Origin of the sequence: Streptococcus mitis (assembly GCF_002096895.1) — a bacterium.
Taxonomy (GTDB): domain Bacteria; phylum Bacillota; class Bacilli; order Lactobacillales; family Streptococcaceae; genus Streptococcus; species Streptococcus mitis_AH.
The window spans coordinates 24216-44225 of the sequence record NZ_NCVI01000020.1 but is presented as its reverse complement, the minus strand read 5'-3'; the positions used below and the strand labels follow the sequence as shown (position 1 = coordinate 44225).

Sequence of the window (20010 nt, the reverse complement as noted above, 5' to 3'; positions counted from 1 at the left end):
TATTAGTTATTCAAGGCTGCTGCCATTGTAGCTGCAACTTCAGCTTCGAAGTCATTTGCAGCTTTTTCGATACCTTCACCAACTTCAAAGCGAGCGAACTCAACTACTGAAGCATTAACTGATTCAAGGTATGCTTCAACTGTCTTGCTGTCATCCATGATGTATACTTGTGCAAGAAGTGTGTAAGCTTGGTCAACTTTAGTGTTGTCAAGCATGAAGCGATCCATTTTACCTGGGATGATTTTGTCCCAGATTTTTTCTGGTTTACCTTCTGCAGCCAACTCAGCTTTGATGTCAGTTTCAGCTTGAGCAATCACTTCATCAGTCAATTGTGCTTTTGATCCATACTTCAAGTGTGGAAGAGCTGGTTTGTTAACCATTGCACGGCTTTCGTTATCTTGGTCGATAACGTGGTTCAATTGTGCCAACTCATCTTTAACGAATTGTTCATCCAATTCTTTGTAAGAAAGAACTGTTGGTTTCATCGCTGCGATGTGCATTGACAATTGTTTAGCAAGTGCTTCGTCTCCACCTTCAACAACTGAAATAACACCGATACGTCCACCGTTATGTTGGTATGCTCCAAAGTGTTGTGCGTCTGTTTTTTCAATCAATGCAAAGCGACGGAATGAGATTTTTTCTCCGATAGTTGCTGTTGCAGATACGTATGCAGCTTCAAGAGTTTCACCTGAAGGCATTGTCAAAGCAAGTGCTTCTTCATTATTAGCAGGTTTTCCTTCAGCAATAACTTTAGCTGTAGTATTTACCAATTCAACGAATTGAGCGTTTTTCGCAACGAAGTCAGTTTCAGCGTTTACTTCAATAACTGCTGCAACATTACCGTTAACGTAAACACCAGTCAAACCTTCTGCAGCAACACGGTCAGCCTTCTTAGCTGCCTTAGCCATACCTTTTTCACGAAGCAATTCAATCGCTTTTTCGATGTCACCGTCTGTTTCTACAAGCGCTTTTTTAGCGTCCATAACTCCGGCACCAGATTTTTCACGCAACTCTTTTACAAGTTTAGCTGTAATTTCTGCCATTTTGATTCTCCTATATTTTTTAAAAATAGGAGAGCCGGGCTAAGCCCCGCCCTCCTAGGTAATTACTAATTATATGAATTAAGCGTTGTCGCCTTCTACAACTTCAACGATTTCTTCGATTGAATCTGCTTGAGCTTCTGAAGCTGCAAATTCTGCTTCAACTGCTGCTGCATCTTCACCTTGACGTCCTTCGATGATAGCGTCAGCCAATTTAGCTGTGATCAATTTAACAGCGCGGATAGCGTCATCGTTAGCTGGGATGATTACATCGATATCATCTGGATCTGTATTTGTGTCAACCATCGCTACAACTGGGATTCCCAATTTTTTAGCTTCTTTAACAGCGATTTGCTCTTTGTGTGGGTCAACTACGTACATCACATCTGGGATACGAGGCATATCTTCGATACCACCCAAGAATTTTTCAAGACGTGCACGTTGTTTGTTAAGAAGTGCAACTTCTTTCTTAGGAAGAACTTCGAAAGTTCCATCTTCTTCCATACGTTTGATTTCTTTCAAACGAGCGATACGTTTTTGGATTGTTCCCCAGTTTGTAAGAGTTCCACCCAACCAACGGTGGTTGATGAAGTATTGACCTGAACGTACTGCTTCTTCAGCAACTGCATCAGCTGCTTGTTTCTTAGTACCAACAAACAATACAACTGCATCGTTAGCTGCTGCATCACGCATGAAATCGTAAGCTTGGTCAGCGTATTTTACAGTTTGTTGCAAGTCGATAACGTGGATTCCGTTACGCTCAGTGAAGATGTACTTAGCCATCTTAGGGTTCCAGCGACGAGTTTGGTGACCAAAGTGTACACCAGCCTCAAGAAGTTGTTTCATTGAAATTACTGCCATGAGTATTTCTCCTTTTTGTTTTTTTCCTCTTCTTGACTTCAACTCGCAAAACGACCCAAAGGCAACTGTTTCACAATTCATCAAGAATGAGTATTATCGTTCACACGACAAGTTTCATTTTACCATACTTTTTTAATATTTTCAAGCCATTTTAGTAGATTTTTAAAGTAGGTAACTATATAAATCATAAAAGAGACTCAAATCGAGCCTCTTTGTTTCATTCATTAATTTGGATAGATATATGTTACAAAACCTTCTGAAGTCGTAGTAGGATTGAACCATCCACGTTTATTTCCGATTGTACGGTTTCCACCATAGTTTGATTCAGATACTTGGATACTTGTTGATGATGAAACAGCTGTAACCACGGCTACGTGTCCATATCCACCATCATTCCAACATGCAATGGCACCAACTTGAGGTGTAGATCCTGTACGGAATCCTGCTGCAGCTGCACTTGTAGCCCACTGTGCTCCATTACCCCAGTAATCTCCAGCCCAAGGCGCCAATGTTTTAGCTCCCCATGTACACTCACCAGTTGGATAACTTGAAGCATTTGTACTATATGTTGGACGATGTGTCACTGGAGCAGGAGTGTAGCTTGTTGCTTCTGTTGAAGCACTGCTTGAAGATGATTCAGACGAACTTGACTCAGATGAACTTGATGAAGAAGTAGTAGATACTGCTTGAACCTGTGCTGTAAAAGTTGTATTTCCAGAAGCAACTACTGTTTGTTGTTGACTTGCTTGTTTAGCTTTATAAGCCGCTTCTGCTTCTGCAGCTGCTTTAGCTTCTGCTTCTGCTGCAGCTTTTTTCTCAAGTAAACTTGCTTTTTCATCCTCTGCAGTAGCCTTTTCAGCAGCAAGATTCAATTCTGCAGCTTTCAACTCAGCTTGTTTTGTAGTTAATGATTGAGCATCATCAGCTAGTTTTTGCTGATTTGCAATAACTGTATTAATTGCATCATTGTTTGCTACTTGTTTTTCAGAAATAGCTTTTTTATCTGCTTTTTGTTGTTCCAACATTTTGTTGTTTGCAGATACGATTTCACTCATTGCAGCAACACGTGAAATAGCTTCTGTAATTGATTTTGAGTTTACAATTGTATTGATGTAATTTGTTGCAGCTCCATTTGTTTGAGCACTACGAGCTTGTTTTTGTAATGAATCATTGCGAGATACAATATTCTTAGAAAGTTCTGTAATTTCACCCTCAAGCTTTTTAGATTCTGCTTGTAGTCTATCATTTTCAGATTGCAAGTTTGATTGCTCTGTTTGAATAGCAGATACTTGCTCCTGAACTTGATCAACTTGTTTTTGTGCTTCTTGTTGTTGTGCTGTTAAGTTACTAATTTTATTATCTTGAGCAGCAATTTTGTCATCAGTAGTTTCTGCATGCGCAGTTGTTAAAACAGCTACTTGAGAAACCATTACTGTACTTAATAAAAGTGACGCTAAGATTTTTTTCTTCATATTACGTAGATACTCCTTCTTTTAAAGACATTACTAGTATACCAAAAAAAGGCCTAATGAATATTACGCCTTTGTTACATTTTTATTTCTTTCTTATAGATAAAATTTTTCAAAAATAAACTGAAAGATAATCATCCACATAAGGTTCAAAATCATTGATGGTACTAAACTATAGACTATAAATAAAGACATACTATCCACAGTTAAACCTACCACTAACGCAAGTATATAAGTTCCCATCTCAAATAGAAAAGTCATGACAATAATTGCCAGCATTCTCGTCCAACGATTCAATAAAATAACACTATTAAATTTATGGAGAAATGCCCCCAACAAGACAAATAACAGAATCGCAATCCCTATCAAGTGGAAAAAGTAAATGTCATAAACCAAACCCACTACAAAACAATAAGCTAAATAGAGATACTCTGATACTTCAATCGTCTCAAATAAGAGAAACAAAAATAGAAAATGACTGGCCAACTGCACGTGGGGAAAAAATGAGCCCAGAAGCTGGCTAATATGGGCATCAATTAGAACAAAGAAAGGAAGCAATAAAAATACTCCAACCCGCTTCAACTGTCTCATTATGAATTCCCCACTAATTCTATCACATTCACATTATGAGTATCTGCACTCAATTTAACAGTTACTTCTCGTGTCAAGTAGTCCGTACTATGTGTTGTAGCAACCACTTCACCAACAGGAATATCAGCAACGTTAAAGTTTCCTAATCCACCAGTGGTCACCTTATCTCCTGCACTAATATCGCTACTACTATTTAATTGACTAATTTTGAGAACTTCATTTTCCTTGTCATAGCCAACAATAATTCCATAAATTGTGGTAGAACCATGTTGAATTTTAACAGAAATCTTATCAGCATTTTCCGTATTTGTCAGAAGGTTGACCATAGTAGAATTCTCCTCTACTTTTGAGACACTCCCAACCAAACCACCATTTGCAATGGCTAACATGTTTTCAGAAGCCCCTTTTGATTTGCCTGCATCCAGGGTCAATTCCTGTTTCCAAGATACCGGAGAACGCATAATAACATCTGCTGCTAAAGTCTTTGTGGCTTGCAACTTAGACTTCATATCAAGCAATTGGCGCAATTGTTCATTTTCCGTCTTTAAACTTTCCGCCTCATTTGATTTAACTTCTAATTGGTAAATCTGTTTCTTCAAGTTTTCATTTTCATTATATGTTCGTGTCAAATGAGCCAAATCTAATTTGACAGAATCAAACCACTGAAAAGGTTTTTGCACAACTCTATCAACCAATGAGATTCCATCGCCTAATTTTGTCACAATTGTACTTGAATAAGTCGTCGCTAAGAGAGCTGAGACAAGCAGAACAGTGACAAAAACAATAATGACATATTTTGATTTTTTAAAACGGTTCATATCCCTACCTTTATATCAAAAACTGTTACAGTAACTTTTTATCAATTCCTGAAAGCTACTAAGATTTTAAGAAAAATAAGCAACAACCAAGTATGATAATAACAAGAATGGTCAGCGTATCCTTTCGAGTCCATTTCAATTGTCTGTATTGACTTCTACCTTTTCCGCCCTGATACCCACGCGCTTCCATGGCGATAGCCAAGGAATCTGCACGTTTTAAACTCATCGCAAAAAGAGGAATCAAAATGGGAATCATAGCCTTTACTTTTTGAACGATGCTTCCTTCACCAAAATCCACTCCACGCGCTTTCTGCGCATTCATAATCCGAGTCGTATCATCCATCAAAGTTGGGACAAAACGCAAACTCATGGACAGCATCAATCCAATTTCATGAACTGGAACTTTCACACGCTTTAAAGGTGCTAACAAAGCTTCGACAGCTGATGCCAAACTTAAGGGCATAGTCGTTAAGGTTAACAAAGTTGAAAAGAAAATAATCAATACAAAGCGACAAAAAATAATTCCAGCTTGTTGCAAAGCATAATCTGTGATTCTCACAAACGAAAACTCAAATAAAACATTCCCATTAGAAATGAAAAACAGTTGAAAAATAGTTGTGAAGGCAATCAAGAAAAACATAGACTTCAAGCCCTGAATAAAAAATGAAAGAGATACTCCTGACAAGGCAATAAATATCCCTGTCACTATAAAAAGAATCAGATTCGTCAAGGGATTATTAGCCCAAAACACAATCAAAATCAGTAGCATCATAGCCAGTAATTTGCTACGTGGATCCAATCGGTGAACAATCGAATCCCCTGGGATATAGCGCCCTAAAATCATACTATCCATTTAGCGACTCCTTGAATTCCTCTATCTTAATCGGTAATCGTTTAAATGACACGCCTCTATCAGCCAATCGTTTACAAAAGGCCGTAATTTTAGGTACTCCCAACTGCACTTCTTCCATAAAGACAACATCTTGAAAGACATCACTTGGTTTACCACCCTTAACTAAACGTCCCTTTTCCATCACATAGACTTGATTCGCATATTCAGCCACATCATCCATCAAATGCGTTACCAAAACGATGGTCATCCCTGACTGGTGAAGTTTTTTGAACAAGTTCATCAACTCTTTTCTTCCCAGAGGATCCAGACCTGCTGTGGGTTCATCTAAGACTAATATAGCTGGCTCCATGGCAAGTATACCTGCAATGGCGACACGTCTCATTTGTCCCCCTGACAGCTCAAACGGGCTACGATCAAAAAGTGCTTCATTAATTCCAACCAGAGCCAGTTTCTCACGCGCAATCTTCTCCGCTTCTTCTTCAGAAACTCCAAAATTTTGCGGTCCAAACGCAACGTCTTTTAAAACCGTTTCTTCAAAAATCTGATTTTCAGCAAACTGAAATACCAAGCCAACCTGTTTTCTAATTTGACGAATATCTTTATTTTTAGAAGTCGAGGTGATGAAGGTATCAAAAACCCGCACACTCCCTTGACTTGGAACCAATAAACCATTTAAAAGTTGTAAAATAGTTGATTTGCCACTACCTGTGTGGCCAATTAAAGCCGTATAAGAACCATCTTCAATCGTCAAAGAAACATCTGACAAAGCTGTTGAAGCTAAGGGAGTCCCTTCTTGATACGTAAAACTCACATTTTCTAGAGCAATTCCCATAGCTTATCCTCTAGCTCACTTTCTGTCAAATAATTTTCAGGCAAATCATAGCCATTCTGGCTCAAAGAATGTTTTAATTGATTGGCAAAAGGATCATCTAATCCAATTTGATCTAAATCATTTCGAGAGAAAAGTTCCCTTGGACTACTAGTTGATTCAATTTCCCCTTTTTTCATGACTAATACACGATCACTCATGGCAACTTCTTCCAAATCATGTGTGATGGAAATGACCGTCATATCATAGTCTTTCCGAATTCCTTTTACTGTCTCAATCAGTTCTCTACGTCCCTCAGGATCCAACATGCTCGTTGCTTCATCTAGTATTAAAATAGCTGGTCTTAGGGCTACAACACCTGCAATGGCCACACGTTGCTTTTGACCACCTGACAGACGAGCTGGCTCTCTCTTTTTAAAGTCCAACATGCCAACCAAATCCAAAGCTTCTTCCACTCTTTTTTTCATTTCTTGTCGAGAAAGTCCCTGATTTTCCAAACCAAAGGCAACATCATCTTCAACAGTCGCTCCAACAAATTGATTATCTGGATTTTGAAAAACCATACCGATTTGACGACGTATATTCCAAACATTTTCCTCAGTCAAACGTTGACCATCAATTACAATCTCTCCAGATTCTGCTTCCAGTAAGCCATCAATTAATCGAACAGTCGTTGATTTACCACTACCATTATGCCCTACAATCGAAAGCCATTCTCCACGTTTCACGTGAAACGTAATATCCTTCACATCGTAGTATTCCTGACTTTCCTTATAGCGAAAAGAAAGATTTTTTACATCAATTATTGCTTTCATTTCGAACCAAATGTCCCTTTAAATACATAGGCACTACCCTTGAAATAATCATAGCCAGAGTAGATAGTGAAAAATAAGGCTACATAAAGTAGAACTTGACCAATCAAAGTCCAGTGTAATAGCAAGAAAATAATGGCAAACATCTGACTGAAAGTTTTAATTTTTCCAGGCATAGCTGCTGCTAAAACTGTCCCACCAGTTTCAACCAATAAAAGCCTTAAACCAGTAACAGCCAACTCACGACATATAATCACTGCAACAATCCAAGCCGGAGCCATACCCAACTCAATCAACATGATAAAAGCTGACATAACTAGCAACTTATCCGCCATGGGATCTGCAAATTTACCAAAATTACTGACCACATTCCATTTACGAGCTAAATATCCATCTAAATAATCAGTAATACTGGCAATAGCGAATATAATAGCTGCTACTATATGACTTTCTAGCGAATTTCCTATCGTTAAAATAAAGATAAAAATAGGTATAAAGAGAATTCGACCTATTGTTAAGAGATTGGGAATTTGTTCTTTTTTCATTCTTTTTTCCTTAATTTCTAGTAAAGGTTACAGTGATTTGTCCAGTTTGAGCTGTTAATTTCGATAAATCAACAGTCTGATCATCTACTGTTAAAGCGACACCTTTGACAACACCTAAAGTAATGGTGACAGAATTTTTAGTTGAAACTGTTGTTTCCGCACTTTTATTATCAGGTGATAAGGTCACCCCACCCTCAAGCTCACTTTCTGAAACACTAACCCAACTTCTAGCATCTGAGACTGATAATTGTAATTTTGCAGTTTCCTTGCTCGTTTTATAAGCAACTTCTACTCGATTTCCTTCACCTGATACACTTATAGCTGGTTCCATATTCGAAGAGCTACTTGATGAACTACTACTTGAAGATGAAGTTACAGAACTAGTTGAGCTTGTTGCTTGGACTACACTATAACTAGACGCAGATGAACGCTCAGGTTGAGTCTGGAGATAATTCCAAACATAATAGGTCACAAAAATGACAATCGATAATGCAAAGAGTATAAAATAAAATAAAGGTAAAAATGATGCCTTATTTTTCTTACTTGAACGTCTCCTACCTGTCAACTCGTCTTCATCAACATCTACTTCCTCATAAGTAATCATGCTCCCAGAATCATAAGCATCCAAGACAATTCGCTCATCAAGTTCAACTGCCCACGCATACTTTCTCAAAAAAGAACGAGTATAAAATGGACTAGGAAGTTGATCAAAATCATCAGCTTCCATTGCCTCCAACATATCCAACTGAATTTCTGTTTTTTTATGTAATTCTTCTAAAGTCAACCCTTGGTTAGTTCTAGCTAAACGTAAAACCTCACCAATTGTTTTTTTCCTCATACTTGTCATTCCTTCTTTCTAGTGTCGATTATGATAGGTTGCTATGATGGAAATATTGTAAAATCAACTATGTCACCATCATCTATTAAATGGTGTCCAGCATCAAGGACATCCTCTAAAGTAATTTCCTGTAAAATCTTTGGCAAATCAAAGATTGTCTCACCTTGTCCAAAAGCATCATATTGCGTTGCAATAAATTCAAGAGAGTTCATGCTACTGAAAAATTCTCCAAACATCTCTCTTTTTATAATATCTAAATGATCCTCTGTAATATCTAAATCCTTTGTAAAATTACGAATAGCCTTTTTAAACTGATGAGATAAAGCAACTGGCTCTTTTGTATCCATTGTCAACATAACAAAATGAAAGCGACTTGTTACTTCAACTTCAAGAGATAAGGACGCATCAATTTTACCTGATTCATATAACTTTTGAAAACGATCCGAAGTCCAACCAAACATCATTGCAAACAATAATTTTAATAAAATATGATGTCGATAGCAATCATCCTCAGCAACATCTTGTTTACCTCTAACACCAATCGCTAGTTTAGGAGAAGATACTTCCATTCTCATACTGTCTGTTTGCTTTACATCTTTTAAAACAAACTTTTCTCTTGCTACTTCCTGAACATCTAACTCTTCCAGTTCTTTTCTTTCAAAATAGTCCTGTACTTGATCCACATCAAAATTGCCAACTAAAAACAGAGACATGTTTACAGGTTTGTAAAACCTTGTGAAATTTTCTTGCAAATTAGTTAGATTAATTTGGGAAATGGACTCCTCACTTCCAACTATATCAGTTGCTAAAGGTGTACCAGGATACAAATTCGCTAAAGTTGAAAAGAATAAACACGAATCTGGATCATCTTGATACATTTCTCGTTCTTGCTGAATAATATCCTGCTCTCTTAAAATGGAATCTTCAGTAAAGTGTGCTGATGTTACCAATTCATCAAGTAAGTCTAAATTTTCTAAAAAATGATCCGTTGCTGAAAAAAGATAGTTTGTTTTTGTAAAGCTTGTAAAGGCATTACTATCTGCACCTAGACTCGTAAAAGCTGACATCAAATCGCTAGCATCTTCTCTCTCAAATAATTTATGTTCAAGAAAATGAGCAATTCCTCCAGGATATTCTTTTACATTTCCGTCAACGTCTGTGACAAGCGTATCTATCGAACCAAACTGGACAGTTACACTCCCGTAAACCTCTTTAAATTCCTTTTTAGGCAAAAGAGCAACTGTCAAGCCATTTGACAAACGAGTTCGATAAACCATTTCTTTTACAGCTGGATAGTACTTTTCTTCAAAAACAACCTTTGTCATTCTATTCCTTCCATAAAGTAAATTGCTTGTAATTTCACATTACTAGCTGCTCTACAAATAGCATCTTTGTCAACTTGCTCGAGTTTTGCAATCCAACTTTTAAAGTCTGCTGAAGATTTTCCAAGTAAGGCATTTTGATAAGCCTGTTCAATCAATGAAGATTGATTATCTTGAGAAAGTAACAAAGACCGACGAATCATTTCCTTGGTCTGCTCTAACTCAAGCTCTGTAAAATATCCTTTTTTTAAATCAAGCAGTTGATTATTCATCATTTTACGAGCCTGGTTCCGATTTTCTCGATCGATACCAGCATACATCCTCAAGAATCCACTAAACAAATCGAGCTGACTTGAAATAGTATAAGCCAATCCAGCATTTTCACGGACATTTGTAAATAGTTTAGAGTGAGCAAATCCACCAAGTAAACCATTCATTACAATCATGGGTAAATGTTGCTCATCACCATATTCAGAAGGGCAATGATAACCTAATTCCAAAATGGATTGTCCCACATTTTTTCGAACCATACCTTCCTGAAGAATATTGGAATAAGGTTGACAATACTGAACCGTCACATCTCCTTCTCGACCTTTAAAGCCAAATGATTCTAATACATTTTGAATTTCGACCTCATTAAAATCACCTAAGAAAAAGAAATCTATTCGATCATTGGCCAAAAATTCTTGGAAACAAGAATAAGAACTTTGTGGAGTTTCAGCTAAAATACGATTTCGTAAATCACTGTATTCCAATTGGAGACGTTCATCATGAAAAAATAATTTATCTAATTCTTTATGTGCAAAATAAAAAGAATCATCCATATCAGCTGCTAAACTTGCTAGCAATTGTTTTTTCTCAATTTCAAATAAGGCCGGATCAAACCCATTATCAACTACTACGGGGTAAAAAAGAGTTTCTTTTACTAGTTCCAAAACCTGAGAAGTTAGCACATTTTTCCTACTTAAAAACTCATCACGAACATAGGTAAATGTCAATTCTACAATATGACTTTGCCCTCTTCTGAAACAATTGGTTGACATATCTGTACCGTATAGACTGGCTAAATGTCTTCTCAAATCTTGAGAAGTGGGATACATCTGATTAGCAGTCTCTAGCATACTCGCACTCAACATGCGACCTGCAATCGTATCGAGGGATAATGGAGTGGTAAAACGCACGGCGATTTTGTTCGTTTTAAACTTTTTTGATTGGATAAAATGTGTTGAAATTCCATGCACTAACTCCATGATTTACCTCCTTATATACAGACTTCTATTATATCACGAAAAACTGAAATTTTCTTGTTCTCTGTAACACTTTTGAAATAAAAATCGCTTACATTTCTCCCTGTTTCTCTCACTATTTTTAGGAAAATATGGTATAATACCAAAGATTGAGGTGAATTATGGAATACAAATTATTTGAAGAATTTATTACCCTCCAAGCACTACTCAAAGAACTTGGAATTACACATAGCGGAGGAGCTATCAAATCCTTTCTCTCTGAACATTCTGTTTACTTTAATGGGGAATTAGAGAGTCGTCGCGGTAAAAAACTTCGTATTGGCGATAAAATTGACATCCCTGACATGAATATTGACATCTTATTGACACAACCTACTTCTGAGGAGCAAGATGAATACCAAGCTGATAAAGTTGAAAAAGAACGAATCGCTAAACTTGTTAAGGAGATGAATAAGGGAGTAAAAAAAGATAAATCAAAACCTACTTCATCGCCCAAAAGCAAACAAGCTCCACGATTCCCTGGTAGATAATCATGTGGTTACAACACCTATCTCTCAAAACTTTTCGTAACTATAAAGAGACGAAAATAGACTTTAATCCTAAATTAAATGTCTTTTTAGGACGCAATGCACAAGGAAAAACAAATATGTTAGAGGCTATCTATTTTTTAGCCTTAACACGTAGTCATCGAACTCGAACAGATAAAAATCTCATTCATTTTGATGAAGAACAACTCCATCTTTCAGGTCTTGTTCAGAAAAAAACGGGATCCATTCCTCTCGAAATTGAACTAACACAAAAAGGACGTGTGACAAAAGTTAATCACTTAAAACAGGCACGACTTTCAGATTATGTAGGACACATGAATGTTGTCTTATTTGCTCCCGAAGATTTACAACTAATTAAAGGAGCACCTTCGGTTCGACGAAAATTTATTGATATGGAGCTTGGGCAAATTAAGCCAATCTATTTATCAGATTTAACCAATTATAACCATATTCTTAAGCAAAGAAATACCTATCTAAAATCAGCTCAAATAATAGATGAAACCTTTCTTTCAGTACTAGATGACCAGCTAGTCGATTATGGATGTCGTGTAATGAATCACCGCTTAGATTTCATAAAAAAACTAGAGCATTTTGGGCGTAAGAAACATTTTGAACTTTCTAATCAGATTGAAGATCTGTCAATATCCTATCAATCTTCTGTCAAGATAACTGACAAAGAAGACTTGTCAGAAGCATTCAAAATTGCTTTAGAAAAAAGTAGGTCCAGAGATTTATTTAAAAAGAATACTGGTGTTGGTCCTCATCGAGATGATATTTCTTTTTATATAAATGGGATGGATGCTAGTTTTGGAAGTCAAGGTCAACATCGTAGTCTCGTCCTATCGATAAAATTAGCAGAAATAGAATTAATGGAAAGCATTACTACAGAATCTCCAATATTACTGCTTGACGATGTTATGAGTGAGCTTGACAACACTAGACAACTAAAATTATTAGAAACGATTTCTCATTCAATCCAAACCTTTATCACAACAACAAGCTTAGACCATCTTCAAAATCTACCAGAAAATCTAAGTATCTTCACTATTCAGGGTGGTAAAGTTGTTGTAAACTAAGATTGACAACATTGTAAAAGAACTCCTGTTTTCACGGGAGTTCTCTTTATTTCTTTTACATAGAATAATTTGGTGCCTCATTAGTAATTTGTACATCATGAGGATGGCTTTCTTTCAAACCAGCACCAGACATTTCAATAAATTGAGCATTGTCATGTAACTCTTTAAGGTTAGCTGCACCACAGTAACCCATACCAGAGCGAATACCACCAATCATTTGGAAGACGATATCAGCTGCCGCTCCTTTATAAGCAACACGACCTTCAATTCCTTCTGGAACAAGTTTATTTGCTTCATTGACAGAACCTTGGAAGTAACGATCGCTTGAACCTTTCTTCATTGCTGCGATTGAACCCATACCACGGTATGTCTTGAATTTACGTCCTTGGAAGATTTCAGTTTCACCTGGAGCTTCATCAGTGCCAGCAAACATTGATCCAAGCATAACTGCATTTCCACCTGCAGCAAGGGCTTTTACAATATCTCCAGAATACTTGATTCCACCGTCAGCAATGATCGTTTTTCCATATTCACGCGCAACGGCTGCAGCATCGTAGATAGCCGTTACTTGCGGAACACCAACACCAGCAATAACACGAGTAGTACAGATAGAACCTGGTCCAATACCAACCTTGACAACGTCTACACCTGCTTCATAAAGAGCACGTGCACCTTCAGCAGTAGCAATATTTCCAGCAATCAAAGTACGGTCTGGGAAATGAGCACGAATCTCAGCAATTTTACGCAAGACACCTGCAGAATGACCATGCGCAGTATCAATAACAATCGCATCCGCTCCTGCCTCAAAAAGAGCCTCTGCACGTTCAAATGTATCTGAAGTAACACCTACTGCACCTGCAACTAGAAGACGACCAAACTCATCTTTAGCCGCATTTGGAAACTCAATAACTTTTTCAATATCTTTAATAGTAATCAAACCAGAAAGACGGCCTTCTTCATCTACCAACGGAAGTTTTTCAATACGGTGTTCTTGAAGAATGCTTTCAGCCGTTGCAAGATCTGTACCCACAGGAGCAGTCACAAGATTTTCACTAGTCATATGATTTGAAATTGGTTGGTTATAATCTGAAATAAAACGAAGATCTCGATTTGTCAAAATACCAACTAATTTACGATTTTCAAGTGTTTCAACAACTGGAACACCACTAATACGGTAACGTCCCATAAGCTCATCAGCTTCAGCGATTGTATGTTCAGGCGTCAAGAAGAACGGATCAATAATAACTCCATTTTCAGAACGTTTTACCTTGCGAACCTCGTCTGCTTGTTGAGCAATTGACATGTTTTTATGGATAACTCCGAGACCACCTGCACGAGCAATAGCAATGGCCATTTGACTCTCTGTAACTGTGTCCATAGCAGCGGTAATAATTGGGATATTTAAAGTCAAATTATCTGCCAATTTAGTTGTTAAATCTGCATCATTAGGCAATACATGACTTTCAGCTGGAATAAGCAATACATCATCGAAGGTAAAACCTTTTTTCAAAAATTTAGTGTCCCAATTAGACATTCGAAGTTTCCTCTTTTCTTTCTTTTTGAGCTTGACTCTTTTTATATTGTATCTATCATACCATTCTATAAAAATTTGTCAAATATTACAGGGGTAAATAAAAAACTATCTTTTCTTTGAGTTAGAAATGATAGTTTCTTGTAAAATAAACTTAGTTAAAGTAATGAAGTCCCATTGCCCCTTTAACCTCAGATAGAGTTTGACCCGCAACTTCACGCGCTCTTTCACTACCTTTTTGAAGCATATTATAAACTTCTCCCATATCCTTAGCAAATTCGATACGGCGCTCACGAATAGGACCAAGTTCACGTTCTAATATTTCAAGTAGATAACGCTTGGTCTTCACATCACCAAGACCACCTCGTTGATAATGTTCTTTCATATCAGCAATTTCTTGAGCATCTTCTGGACGACCAAAAACATCTAGATAATGGAAAACCATATTTCCTTCAATCTTACCTGGATCCTCAACACGGATATGATCTGGATCTGTATACATACTCATTACTTTTTTACGCAAAGTATCCGCATCATCAGCTAAATAAATACCGTTATTAAGGGATTTAGACATTTTAGCATTTCCATCTAAACCAGGTAAACGCCCTGCTCTCTCATTTTCTGGATAAATACCTTCTGGCTCTATTAAGACATCACAGTTATATGCATTGTTAAACGAACGAACAATTTCACGAGTTTGCTCAATCATTGGTTTCTGATCTGTCCCAACAGGAACATAATTAGCCTTAAAAGCTGTGATGTCAGCTGCTTGAGCAATTGGATAGACCAAGAATCCTGTCGGAATACTTTCTCCAAATCCTTTCTGAGCAATCTCTGTCTTGACAGTTGGATTACGCTCCAAACGAGCTAATGAAACTAGATTCATATAGTACATAGATAGTTCAGCCAACTCTGGAATCTGACTTTGAATAAAGATAGTTGATTTACTTGGATCCAATCCAACTGCAAGATAATCCAAAGCCACATTTCCAATAGACTCTACAATTGTTTGAGGATCTTTGGCATGATCTGTCAAAGCTTGTTGGTCAGCCAAGAACACAAACATATCATACTTATCTTCTTCCTGTAATAATACTCGATTTTTGAGACTGCCAACATAATGTCCAATATGCAATTTTCCTGTTGGACGGTCTCCTGTTAAAATAATGGGTTTAGTCATTTTATTCTCCTTCGATATGGTCCCTTCAATTATAGCATTTTTTTAATGAAATAACCGAAATTTATCAAAATAAATCAGTCTTGTCATTTACGGATTTGTGTAAAGGATACTGTAAATATAGTTTACACAAAATTGACAAATAAAAATTTGAATATTTCTGTATTTTCTAGTAGAATAAATATATTACACATATAGGAGAAAAATATTGCTTACAGTATCTGATGTTTCACTACGTTTTAGTGATCGCAAACTTTTTGATGATGTCAATATCAAATTTACAGAAGGAAATACTTACGGATTAATCGGTGCTAATGGTGCCGGAAAATCAACCTTTTTAAAAATTTTAGCTGGAGATATCGAACCTACTACTGGTCATATCTCTCTTGGTCCAGATGAACGTCTCTCTGTTCTTCGTCAAAATCACTTTGACTATGAAGATGAACGTGCCATTGATGTCGTTATTATGGGAAATGAAAAACTTTATAGCATCATGAAGGAGAAAGATGCTATCTACATGAAGGAAGATTTCTCAGATGAGGATGGCGTCCGTGCTGCCGAACTCGAAGGAGAGTTTGCCGAGCTTGGAGGTTGGGAAGCAGAGAGTGAAGCCTCTCAACTACTTCAAAACCTAAACATTCCAGAAGAATTGCACTATCAAAACATGAGCGAATTGGCCAACGGTGAAAAAGTAAAAGTTCTCCTAGCCAAAGCACTTTTTGGTAAACCAGATGTTCTTCTTTTGGACGAGCCAACCAACGGTTTGGATATCCAATCGATTACTTGGTTAGAAGACTTCTTGATTGATTTTGATAACACCGTTATCGTAGTATCCCACGACCGTCACTTCTTGAACAAAGTATGTACTCACATGGCCGACCTTGACTTTGGAAAAATCAAACTCTATGTCGGAAACTATGACTTCTGGAAGGAATCTTCTGAACTCGCTGCTAAATTGCTAGCAGACCGTAATGCCAAAGCAGAAGAAAAGATTAAGCAATTGCAAGAATTCGTTGCTCGTTTCTCTGCCAATGCTTCTAAATCAAGGCAAGCAACATCACGTAAGAAAATGCTTGATAAAATTGAACTTGAAGAAATTGTGCCATCTAGTCGTAAATATCCATTTATCAACTTTAAAGCGGAACGTGAAATCGGTAATGATCTCTTGACAGTAGAAAATCTATCTGTAAAGATTGATGGTGAGACTATTTTAGATAATATCAGCTTTATCTTACGTCCAGGTGATAAGACAGCGCTAATTGGACAAAATGACATCCAAACGACTGCATTAATTCGTGCAATCATGGGGGACATTGACTATGAAGGAACTGTCAAGTGGGGAGTAACTACTAGCCGTTCTTACTTGCCAAAAGATAACTCGGCAGATTTTGCAGGAGGAGAGTCAATCCTTGACTGGTTACGTCAATTCGCAAGTAAAGAAGAAGATGACAATACTTTCCTACGTGGCTTCCTCGGCCGTATGCTCTTCTCTGGAGATGAAGTTAACAAACCTGTAAACGTTTTGTCAGGGGGAGAAAAAGTGCGCGTCATGCTTTCAAAACTCATGCTCTTGAAATCAAATGTCCTTGTACTTGATGATCCAACCAATCACTTGGACTTGGAATCTATCTCAAGCTTGAACGATGGATTGAAAAACTTCAAAGAATCAATCATCTTTGCCAGCCATGACCACGAGTTTATTCAAACTCTAGCTAACCATATCATTGTCTTGTCCAAAAATGGCGTCATTGACCGTATCGATGAAACCTATGATGAATTCCTAGAAAATGCAGAAGTACAAGCAAAAGTAAAAGAACTTTGGAAAGACTAAAAACTTCAAAACTCAGTTGGATTAACCAGCTGAGTTTTCTAACATTTTATGAGGTAACATGAAATTATTTTTTAAAACATATTGGACCTATTTTGTTTCTTTCATCATTCCCTTATTGATTATGACAGGAGTATATCTATCTCAAGGTATCTACTGGAACAGCGAGACATCTCCACTATTAGGAGATGGGTTTCATCAATACGTTATTTTTGATGTAACTTTACGAAATATCCTGAATGGAAATGGTAGTCTGTTTTACACCTTTACAAGTGGCCTCGGATTAAATTTCTATGCCCTATCTAGTTATTACTTGGGAAGTTTCCTTTCACCTCTAGTTTACTTTTTTAATCTGTCGAATATGCCAGATGCTGTCTATCTGACAACTCTCTTAAAATTTGGATTGATTGGACTGTCAACTTACTTTAGTTTAAATAAATTATTTCAATCGATTCCTAAGGCTTTAAAACTAGCTTTATCTACTTCCTATGCTCTGATGAGTTTCTCTGTTAGTCAACTAGAGATAAAAACTTGGTTAGATGTTTTTATCTTGATTCCTTTAGTTATAACTGGCTTACATATACTTATAACACAAAAGAAGCGTCTACTATACTTTACAAGTCTGTCAATCTTGTTTATTCAAAACTATTATTTTGGATATATGACAGCATTGTTTCTTATTTTCTGGTATCCCTGCCAAATTTCTTGGGACTTTAAAAATCGAAAATCATCTTTTCTTGATTTTATTGTTACTTCCTTTTTAGCAGGAATGGCCAGTTTGATTATGACTCTTCCTACATTGTTTGATTTACAAACTCATGGGGAGAAGTTAACTGCCATCACAAAATTAAAAACAGACAGTAGCTGGTATTTAGATATTTTCGCAAAACAATTCATTGGATCTTTTGATACAACTAAATATGGATCTATACCAATGATTTTTGTTGGACTGCTTCCCTTTATTTTAACCATTTTATTTTTTACGATGAAATCTATTAAGTTTCACGTGAAACTTATCTATGCAATTTTCTTTGCATCTCTAATTGCAAGCTTTTATATAGAAATACTTGATTTATTTTGGCAAGGTATGCATACTCCAAATATGTTTTTACATCGCTATGCTTGGATTTTCTCTACCTTGTTAATTTACACAGCAGCAGAAGTCTTAAATCGTCTGAAAGAAATTAAAGTCTGGAATTTTTTAGCTTCGATTTTTCTTGTTGTAACAGGATTTTTAGCTACCATCTATCTAAAATCGCATTATTCTTTTTTAACAGGTTTGAATATTCTACTTACTCTTGAATTTTTAGTTGTCTATTCTCTTTTACTCCTTGCAGTTATCAAAAAGTTTATTTCTGTAAATCTATTTGCTGTTCTAATCTCTTTATTTATAATGGTTGAAATGAGCTTAAATGCTTCATCTCAAATGGACGGAATTGCTAAGGAATGGGGATTTGCTTCTCGAAGTGCTTATAATCGAGATATCCCAGCTATGGAATCTTTCTCAACATATATTGGAAATCAATTTACTCGTACTGAGAAACTAGAGACTCAGACAGGAAATGACAGTATGAAATTCAACTACAATGGAATCTCTCAATTTTCATCTGTTCGAAATCGTTCAGCAAGCTCTACTTTGGATAAGCTTGGGTTTAAATCCTCTGGGACCAATCTCAATCTCCGTTATGCCAATAATAGCATTTTGTCTGATAGTTTATTTGGTATCCAATACAATATCTCAGAAAATCCTATTGATAAGTATGGTTTCCAAGATGTATATCAAAAAGATAATCTTACCCTATATGAAAATCAATTCTCTCTTCCGATTGCCTTTGCTAGTCAATCTGTTTACAATGATGTCAAATTCAATGAACACACTTTGGATAATCAAGCCTCGTTTTTAAATCAACTTGCTAACGTCGATTTTGATTATTTTTCTCCAATCCCTTATGACAAAACAGAAAATACTGATGATTTGATTAATGTTACAAGTTCTTCGAATGAGGATGCAGCAATCCAGTATCAAATTGAAGTACCAGAAAACAGCCAAGTTTATCTTTCTTTCACAAACCTTCACTTTTCTAATGATAAACAAAAGAAGGTTGACATTCTTGTCAATGGGGAAAAGAAAACTTTTACAACTGATAATGCCTTCTCCTTCTTTAATCTAGGATATGCAAAAGAGAAAAAAACTTTCAATATTCATGTTAGTTTCCCTGGAAATTCACAAGTATCATTTGAATCTCCTACCTTCTACCGTTTAGATACCCAAACTTTAACTGAGGCAATTCAAAAAATTAAAGAACAACCAGTAACAGTATCGACTTCTAAAAACAAGGTTTTTGCTACATATGATGTCCAACAAGATACGTCTATTTTCTTCACCATTCCTTATGACAAAGGTTGGTCTGCCTACCAAGATGGTAAGAAAATAGAAATTAAACAAGCTCAAACTGGCTTTATGAAAGTTGACGTTCCAAAGGGGAAAGGAACTATTACACTTTCCTTCATTCCCAATGGGTTTATTACTGGAGCCATCTGTTCCTTTACTTCTCTCTTACTATTTGGAATCTATCATCACAGACGAAAGTCATCTAAGGCATAAAAAAATCGACCAGTTAATCG

18 protein-coding genes are annotated in these 20010 nt (G+C 36.6%); 4 read left to right on the top strand and 14 right to left on the bottom strand.

All coding sequences use genetic code 11. The features are described from left to right. Positions 1 to 2: 2 nt before the first annotated feature. The 12 genes from tsf to yfmF form a co-directional block, all read right to left on the bottom strand. Positions 3 to 1043: a translation elongation factor Ts gene (gene tsf, locus B7697_RS04835; RefSeq protein WP_084950607.1), complete on the bottom strand. Its 1041-nt coding sequence runs from the start codon at positions 1041 to 1043 to the stop codon at positions 3 to 5. Between the two features lie 78 nt (positions 1044 to 1121). After that, entirely contained in the window at positions 1122 to 1901 is a 780-nt protein-coding gene (gene rpsB, locus B7697_RS04830) for a 30S ribosomal protein S2 (protein WP_000268459.1), read from the bottom strand. Between the two features lie 224 nt (positions 1902 to 2125). Beyond that, positions 2126 to 3373: a peptidoglycan hydrolase PcsB gene (pcsB, locus tag B7697_RS04825; RefSeq protein ID WP_084950605.1), complete on the bottom strand. Its 1248-nt coding sequence runs from the start codon at positions 3371 to 3373 to the stop codon at positions 2126 to 2128. Positions 3374 to 3466: 93 nt separating this feature from the next. Then, positions 3467 to 3961, bottom strand: coding sequence for a rod shape-determining protein MreD (gene mreD, locus B7697_RS04820; protein WP_084950604.1), 495 nt, complete (start codon positions 3959 to 3961; stop codon positions 3467 to 3469). Then, on the bottom strand, positions 3961 to 4779 hold the full coding sequence (gene mreC / locus B7697_RS04815) for a rod shape-determining protein MreC (protein WP_084950603.1): 819 nt from the start codon (positions 4777 to 4779) through the stop codon (positions 3961 to 3963). Before mreC ends, mreD begins: the two co-directional genes overlap by 1 nt. A 58-nt stretch (positions 4780 to 4837) precedes the next feature. Then, positions 4838 to 5632 carry an energy-coupling factor transporter transmembrane component T family protein gene (locus tag B7697_RS04810; protein ID WP_084950601.1) on the bottom strand — a complete coding sequence of 265 codons (795 nt, stop codon included), beginning with the start codon at positions 5630 to 5632 and terminating at the stop codon, positions 4838 to 4840. Beyond that, the gene (locus tag B7697_RS04805; protein WP_084950600.1) at positions 5625 to 6464 is read right to left on the bottom strand and encodes an energy-coupling factor transporter ATPase; all 840 of its coding nucleotides are present in this window, start codon (positions 6462 to 6464) and stop codon (positions 5625 to 5627) included. Before B7697_RS04805 ends, B7697_RS04810 begins: the two co-directional genes overlap by 8 nt. Next, positions 6449 to 7276: an energy-coupling factor ABC transporter ATP-binding protein gene (locus tag B7697_RS04800; RefSeq protein ID WP_084950598.1), complete on the bottom strand. Its 828-nt coding sequence runs from the start codon at positions 7274 to 7276 to the stop codon at positions 6449 to 6451. Before B7697_RS04800 ends, B7697_RS04805 begins: the two co-directional genes overlap by 16 nt. Then, positions 7273 to 7818, bottom strand: coding sequence for a CDP-diacylglycerol--glycerol-3-phosphate 3-phosphatidyltransferase (pgsA, locus tag B7697_RS04795; protein WP_084950597.1), 546 nt, complete (start codon positions 7816 to 7818; stop codon positions 7273 to 7275). The genes B7697_RS04800 and pgsA overlap by 4 nt, the downstream gene beginning before the upstream one ends. A gap of 10 nt (positions 7819 to 7828) precedes the next feature. Then, a complete protein-coding gene (gene rodZ, locus B7697_RS04790) occupies positions 7829 to 8656 on the bottom strand; it encodes a cytoskeleton protein RodZ (protein ID WP_084950595.1) in 828 nt (275 codons plus the stop codon). Positions 8657 to 8697: 41 nt separating this feature from the next. After that, a complete protein-coding gene (gene yfmH / locus B7697_RS04785) occupies positions 8698 to 9981 on the bottom strand; it encodes an EF-P 5-aminopentanol modification-associated protein YfmH (RefSeq protein WP_084950594.1) in 1284 nt (427 codons plus the stop codon). After that, entirely contained in the window at positions 9978 to 11228 is a 1251-nt protein-coding gene (yfmF, locus tag B7697_RS04780) for an EF-P 5-aminopentanol modification-associated protein YfmF (protein WP_084950592.1), read from the bottom strand. The genes yfmH and yfmF overlap by 4 nt, the downstream gene beginning before the upstream one ends. A 158-nt stretch (positions 11229 to 11386) precedes the next feature. Between yfmF and yaaA the strand changes: the two genes are divergently transcribed. Both yaaA and recF read left to right on the top strand, forming a co-directional pair. Then, the gene (gene yaaA, locus B7697_RS04775; protein WP_004255298.1) at positions 11387 to 11755 is read left to right on the top strand and encodes a S4 domain-containing protein YaaA; all 369 of its coding nucleotides are present in this window, start codon (positions 11387 to 11389) and stop codon (positions 11753 to 11755) included. 2 nt (positions 11756 to 11757) lie between these two features. Next, positions 11758 to 12849: a DNA replication/repair protein RecF gene (gene recF, locus B7697_RS04770; RefSeq protein WP_084950590.1), complete on the top strand. Its 1092-nt coding sequence runs from the start codon at positions 11758 to 11760 to the stop codon at positions 12847 to 12849. A gap of 55 nt (positions 12850 to 12904) precedes the next feature. Here recF and guaB read toward each other — a convergent pair whose 3' ends face one another. Beyond that, positions 12905 to 14383, bottom strand: a complete 1479-nt coding sequence (gene guaB, locus B7697_RS04765; RefSeq protein WP_000073418.1) for an IMP dehydrogenase — start codon at positions 14381 to 14383, stop codon at positions 12905 to 12907. A gap of 151 nt (positions 14384 to 14534) precedes the next feature. Then, positions 14535 to 15560 (bottom strand): tryptophan--tRNA ligase, encoded by a 1026-nt coding sequence (gene trpS, locus B7697_RS04760; RefSeq protein ID WP_084950589.1) that lies wholly within the window; start codon positions 15558 to 15560, stop codon positions 14535 to 14537. Between the two features lie 205 nt (positions 15561 to 15765). On the opposite strand from trpS, the gene B7697_RS04755 reads away from it, so the two are divergent. Beyond that, positions 15766 to 17388 carry an ATP-binding cassette domain-containing protein gene (locus B7697_RS04755; protein ID WP_000958767.1) on the top strand — a complete coding sequence of 541 codons (1623 nt, stop codon included), beginning with the start codon at positions 15766 to 15768 and terminating at the stop codon, positions 17386 to 17388. Positions 17389 to 17446: 58 nt separating this feature from the next. Then, positions 17447 to 19990, top strand: a complete 2544-nt coding sequence (locus tag B7697_RS04750; protein ID WP_084950587.1) for a YfhO family protein — start codon at positions 17447 to 17449, stop codon at positions 19988 to 19990. The last annotated feature ends 20 nt before the right edge of the window (positions 19991 to 20010 follow it).

Coding starts and splice junctions, on each gene's coding strand:
- guaB (WP_000073418.1), bottom strand. CDS start 14,383: ATGTCTAATTGGGACACTAAATTTTTGAAAAAAGGTTTTACCTTCGAT.
- B7697_RS04750 (WP_084950587.1), top strand. CDS start 17,447: ATGAAATTATTTTTTAAAACATATTGGACCTATTTTGTTTCTTTCATC.
- trpS (WP_084950589.1), bottom strand. CDS start 15,560: ATGACTAAACCCATTATTTTAACAGGAGACCGTCCAACAGGAAAATTG.
- yfmF (WP_084950592.1), bottom strand. CDS start 11,228: ATGGAGTTAGTGCATGGAATTTCAACACATTTTATCCAATCAAAAAAG.
- pgsA (WP_084950597.1), bottom strand. CDS start 7,818: ATGAAAAAAGAACAAATTCCCAATCTCTTAACAATAGGTCGAATTCTC.
- B7697_RS04805 (WP_084950600.1), bottom strand. CDS start 6,464: ATGGGAATTGCTCTAGAAAATGTGAGTTTTACGTATCAAGAAGGGACT.
- mreD (WP_084950604.1), bottom strand. CDS start 3,961: ATGAGACAGTTGAAGCGGGTTGGAGTATTTTTATTGCTTCCTTTCTTT.
- B7697_RS04810 (WP_084950601.1), bottom strand. CDS start 5,632: ATGGATAGTATGATTTTAGGGCGCTATATCCCAGGGGATTCGATTGTT.
- pcsB (WP_084950605.1), bottom strand. CDS start 3,373: ATGAAGAAAAAAATCTTAGCGTCACTTTTATTAAGTACAGTAATGGTT.
- yfmH (WP_084950594.1), bottom strand. CDS start 9,981: ATGACAAAGGTTGTTTTTGAAGAAAAGTACTATCCAGCTGTAAAAGAA.
- mreC (WP_084950603.1), bottom strand. CDS start 4,779: ATGAACCGTTTTAAAAAATCAAAATATGTCATTATTGTTTTTGTCACT.
- rpsB (WP_000268459.1), bottom strand. CDS start 1,901: ATGGCAGTAATTTCAATGAAACAACTTCTTGAGGCTGGTGTACACTTT.
- tsf (WP_084950607.1), bottom strand. CDS start 1,043: ATGGCAGAAATTACAGCTAAACTTGTAAAAGAGTTGCGTGAAAAATCT.
- yaaA (WP_004255298.1), top strand. CDS start 11,387: ATGGAATACAAATTATTTGAAGAATTTATTACCCTCCAAGCACTACTC.
- B7697_RS04800 (WP_084950598.1), bottom strand. CDS start 7,276: ATGAAAGCAATAATTGATGTAAAAAATCTTTCTTTTCGCTATAAGGAA.
- rodZ (WP_084950595.1), bottom strand. CDS start 8,656: ATGAGGAAAAAAACAATTGGTGAGGTTTTACGTTTAGCTAGAACTAAC.
- recF (WP_084950590.1), top strand. CDS start 11,758: ATGTGGTTACAACACCTATCTCTCAAAACTTTTCGTAACTATAAAGAG.